The 4726-nt window shown below is 31.9% G+C and carries 4 protein-coding genes; 3 read left to right on the top strand and 1 reads right to left on the bottom strand.

Annotated features, from left to right (window positions below):
* Positions 1-650, top strand: a 650-nt coding sequence (locus tag MR593_RS04050; RefSeq protein WP_290687129.1) for a LysR family transcriptional regulator substrate-binding protein, incomplete at its 5' end; no start/stop codon positions are given.
* 223 nt (positions 651-873) lie between these two features.
* On the top strand, positions 874-3168 hold the full coding sequence (locus tag MR593_RS04055; protein WP_290687130.1) for a hydratase: 2295 nt from the start codon (positions 874-876) through the stop codon (positions 3166-3168).
* Between the two features lie 77 nt (positions 3169-3245).
* Here the strand turns inward: MR593_RS04055 and MR593_RS04060 are convergent, their stop codons facing one another.
* Positions 3246-3920, bottom strand: coding sequence for a hypothetical protein (locus tag MR593_RS04060; protein ID WP_290687132.1), 675 nt, complete (start codon positions 3918-3920; stop codon positions 3246-3248).
* 241 nt (positions 3921-4161) lie between these two features.
* On the opposite strand from MR593_RS04060, the gene MR593_RS04065 reads away from it, so the two are divergent.
* On the top strand, positions 4162-4545 hold the full coding sequence (locus MR593_RS04065; RefSeq protein ID WP_290687133.1) for an ArsR/SmtB family transcription factor: 384 nt from the start codon (positions 4162-4164) through the stop codon (positions 4543-4545).
* Positions 4546-4726: the final 181 nt, after the last annotated feature.

The raw sequence follows: 4726 nt of genomic DNA on the forward strand, positions 1-4726 counted from the left end.
TGGAGGATGTAAAGGAGGGGCTGGCTCTTTACAAAGATCAGTTACAGGGTGTGATAAAAGTCGGTTCGCCTTATACTTACAGTAAATTTGAATTGACAGATATATTATTTGAATACTCAAAGAAAAATAAAAATGTTAATTTTGAAATTATAAACGATCAGAGCAATAATTTGTTTAAAATGATACTAAAAAATTACATCGAGCTTGGGTTTATATGTGGGGATTTTGAAGGACCGGTAAATAAAATTTTGGTGAAACAAAATAAGGCGTATATAGTATCTAAAAAGCCGATTGATTTGAATGAATTGCCGAAGATGCAGCGTATTGATTATAAGACAAATGACAAGAGTAAAGAGATTTTAGATAAATGGTGGAATGATACATACGGAGAAAACCCACCGGTGGGCATGTTTGCAGGGTATATAGAGTTTGCATGGCAGTTAGTGGATAAGGGATTTGGTTATGCATGTTGCTTCTTACCAGAGGGATTTGAAAAGGAATATAATCTACATATGATGCCATTACTCGATTCTGATGGAAACAATATAATGAGAAATACTTGGCTTGTTTATCCGAAAGAAAAGCAACTGAGTATAATAGTCAAGGATTTTATCAAGTTTGTTGAAGAAAATGTAAAAATAGATATTTAATAAAAGTAAAGTGTAAATTAGAGGCTATAAAAGTAATAACTCGATTTACACTTTTTTATGTTATAACTTTTAGGAATAACACATATAAAAAAACTATATTAGACTTTAATCTAATATAGGAGTATATTTTAAGTATAAGCTTTGATGAAAAATTTATTGAAAAGTAATAAAATAGATATAGACATATTTTAATAATATAAAGTAGATGAAAGGGAGATTAGAAATGATTAAATTATACGATGAAGGTGTCTATCTAGTAAATGGTGACGCCATAGTAAAAGAATCAGAAGCTCAAAAAGTTGAACAACTAACAGGCAAAAAAGCAAATAAGGAAGAAGCTAAAAAAGGAACAATAGCTTATTCAATATTAGAAGCACATAATACTTCTTCTGATATGGACAAGTTAAAAATAAAATTCGATGCAATGGCATCTCATGATATAACATATGTTGGTATAATTCAAACAGCAAAAGCATCAGGAATGAAAAAATTCCCAATTCCTTATGTTCTTACAAACTGCCACAACTCACTATGTGCAGTAGGTGGAACAATAAACGAAGATGACCATATGTTTGGTTTATCAGCTGCTAAGAAATACGGCGGACTCTATGTTCCAGCTCATATCTCAGTTATACATCAATACATGAGAGAAATGATGGCTGGTTGTGGAAAAATGATATTAGGATCAGACAGTCACACTAGATACGGAGCTCTTGGAACAATGGCAGTAGGAGAAGGTGGTGGAGAACTAGTTAAACAATTACTAGAAGACACTTACGATATCGCTTATCCAGGAGTAGTAGCTATTTACTTAGAAGGTAAACCACATCCAGGAGTAGGACCACAAGATATAGCACTTGCTATAATAGGAAAAGTATTCAAAAACGGATACGTTAAAAATAAAGTAATGGAATTCGTAGGACCAGGGGTTGCATCAATGACTACAGATTACAGAAATGGTGTAGACGTTATGACTACTGAAACTACATGCTTAACTTCTGTATGGAGAACAGACGAAGATACAAAAGCATACTTAGCTGCTCACAATAGAGTAGAAGATTACAAAGAATTAAATCCAAAAGAAATTGCTTACTATGATGGATTAGTTTATGTAGATTTAAGCGAAATCAAACCTATGATAGCTCTACCATTCCATCCAAGCAATGTATATGAAATAGATGAATTAAATGCTAATCTTGAAGAAATACTAACAAAAGTAGAAGAAGATGCTAAAAAATTAATAGACAATCCAGAAATAGAATTTAGTCTAACTGACAAAATAGTAGACGGAAAATTACAAGTTCAACAAGGGATCATAGCTGGATGTTCAGGTGGTACTTATACAAGTGTAATGCAAGCAGCAGAAATACTTAAAGGTAAAAACTGTGGAAATGATGAATTCTCATTAGCAGTATATCCATCATCTCAACCAGTATTTATGGATTTATTAGAAAAAGGTGCTATATCTACATTAATGGCATCTGGTGCAACTGTAAAAACTGCATTCTGTGGACCATGCTTCGGTGCAGGAGATACTCCAGCTAACAACGGTTTAAGTATAAGACATACAACTAGAAACTTCCCTAACAGAGAAGGTTCTAAACCAGGAAACGGCCAAATGTCATCAGTTGCATTAATGGATGCTAGAAGTATAGCAGCTACAGCAGCAAATGGAGGTATCTTAACTCCTGCAACTGATTTAGTAGATGAAGCTAATATACCAGGATACAAATTCGATGATTCTGCATATAGAAGCAGAGTATACCAAGGATTCCAAAAAGCTGACGATGAATTAGATTTAGTTTACGGACCAAACATAAAAGACTGGCCAGCAATGAGTGCATTAGCAGACAATATATTATTAAAGGTTTGTTCTAAGATATTAGATGAAGTTACAACTACAGACGAATTAATACCATCAGGAGAAACTTCAGCATTCAGATCTAACCCATTAAAATTAGCTGAATTTGCATTATCAAGAAGAGACCCTGAATACGTAGGAAATACAAAAGCAGTAGACAAAGTAGAAAAAGCTAGATTAGAAGGACAAGATCCAGTAGCTTTAGATCCAAAACTTGCTGATGTTTACGCTAAGATAACTGAAAAATTCGGTATAGACGACGTCAAAGATATAGAAATAGGAAGTATGATCTATGCTAAAAAACCAGGTGACGGTTCTGCTCGTGAACAAGCTGCTAGCTGCCAAAGAGTTATGGGTGGACTTGCTAACATCTGTAAAGAATACGCAACTAAACGTTATCGTTCAAACGTTATGAACTGGGGTATGGTTCCATTCCAAATGGAAGCAGATGCTGAGTTCGAGGTTGGAGATTATATATTTGTTCCAAATATAAGAAAAGCATTAGATGGAGATATGAAAGACATAAAAGCTTATGTTATAGGAGATGAAATCAAAGAATTAAGCTTATACATAGCTGATATGACAGATGATGAAAAAGAAATAGTTAAAGCTGGATGCTTAATCAACTACAACAGAAACCGCAAAGCTAATAAATAGATATTAGATTATTATTTGAAAATAATATAAAAATGGGAGCCACTTTAAAGCAGTGAGCTCCCTTTCTTTATGAAAAATTACATTTCCTCTTCATCAAATTCTTCCATATTGATATTAGACATATCAGGACCCATATTTACAAAAGGGTAGTTCGGATACATCATGTTAGGAAATACCTCTGGATACATATTAGGGAACATATTTGCAGGATACATAGGTTTTGGTATAGGAACGTATCCCATATAAGGCATAGGTTGATGTATATAAGACATTTGGTTATAAGGTATATTCATGTTTTGGAAATTTTGGTTTGGCATACCTTGAGGATTTTGATTTTGTTGGTTTTGATTTGTGAATCCTTGATTTCCCATATTTGGTGGTAATCCTTGATATTGAGTATTTGGAAGTATCATGTTAGGTATATTTTGTGTGTTGTTAGGCATATTTGATGGTGGATAATATGGTATATAAGGTATATTAAAATCCTCCTCAGGTGGAATATTAGTCAATTCTTCATTTTCATCTTTTACATAATTTTGTTCAGGCGGAGTATTATTTTGATTCTCATTGAATTGAGAGTAATCGATGTATCCGTTGTTAAACTGAGAATAATCGATATACCCTTGATTGTTATTATATTGATATCCCTGCATATTTGAATAATAAGGATTTAAATAAACCATAGGATCTATATAAGGCTGAGGATATATATAGTTAGAGCCTACATTTTCTTTTCTATTGTTATTATTCATGTAAATTCTCCTTTCCTTTAAATGAAGCAATTAAAAATTTTTCTAATAATATATATATTAAATTAGTGAAAAATATATGTTTAAAGTAATTATTTATAAATCAAAAAATAAATCATAACAAAATGGAATTAAAAGTTAATAAAAAAAATCCGAAAATATGTTGCTAAATAAAAGTAAAGAGACTATTATTATAATATATGAACAGTTATTCATATGTTTGTTTAATATGGAGGTAATTATTATGAAATACGATATAAATGATGAAAATATAAGTGGATGTGAATGTACGCACGATCATGAAGATATTGTGCAAAAAATAAAAGGAGATATGCCAGGAGAGGAAATGCTTTTAGATTTAGCTGAATTATTTAAGGTATTTGGAGATCAAACTAGAATAAAAATTATATTTATTTTATTCAAAGAAGAAATGTGTGTTTGTGATATAGCTAATGCATTGGGTATGACTCAATCTGCTATCTCACATCAGCTTAGAGTTTTAAAACAGGCGAGACTTGTTAAATTTAGAAAAGTAGGAAAGACAGTATTTTATTCATTAGACGATGAACATATAAGTCAAATATTTGCTTGTGGATTACACCATATAGAAGAGATGTATAAACGTTAGAGAAGGAAGGGGATTATATGAGTACAGCAGCTTTAGTTAAAAAAGAATTATTTGTTGAAGGTGCATTGACTAAAGACATTGCCGAAATGATAGAGCTTTTAGCAGTTAATGTTCCAGGAATAGAATCATGTGCAGTAAATACTGGAGAAAAGACATTAACTGTATCTCTTGATTCATCAAA

The organism is Intestinibacter sp. (assembly GCF_022780145.1).
In the GTDB taxonomy this organism is placed as follows: Bacteria; Bacillota; Clostridia; order Peptostreptococcales; family Peptostreptococcaceae; genus Intestinibacter.

Excerpts from the sequence above, each read along its gene's own strand:
- MR593_RS04055 (WP_290687130.1), top strand. The coding sequence starts at position 874 with ATGATTAAATTATACGATGAAGGTGTCTATCTAGTAAATGGTGACGCC.
- MR593_RS04060 (WP_290687132.1), bottom strand. The coding sequence starts at position 3,920 with ATGAATAATAACAATAGAAAAGAAAATGTAGGCTCTAACTATATATAT.
- MR593_RS04065 (WP_290687133.1), top strand. The coding sequence starts at position 4,162 with ATGAAATACGATATAAATGATGAAAATATAAGTGGATGTGAATGTACG.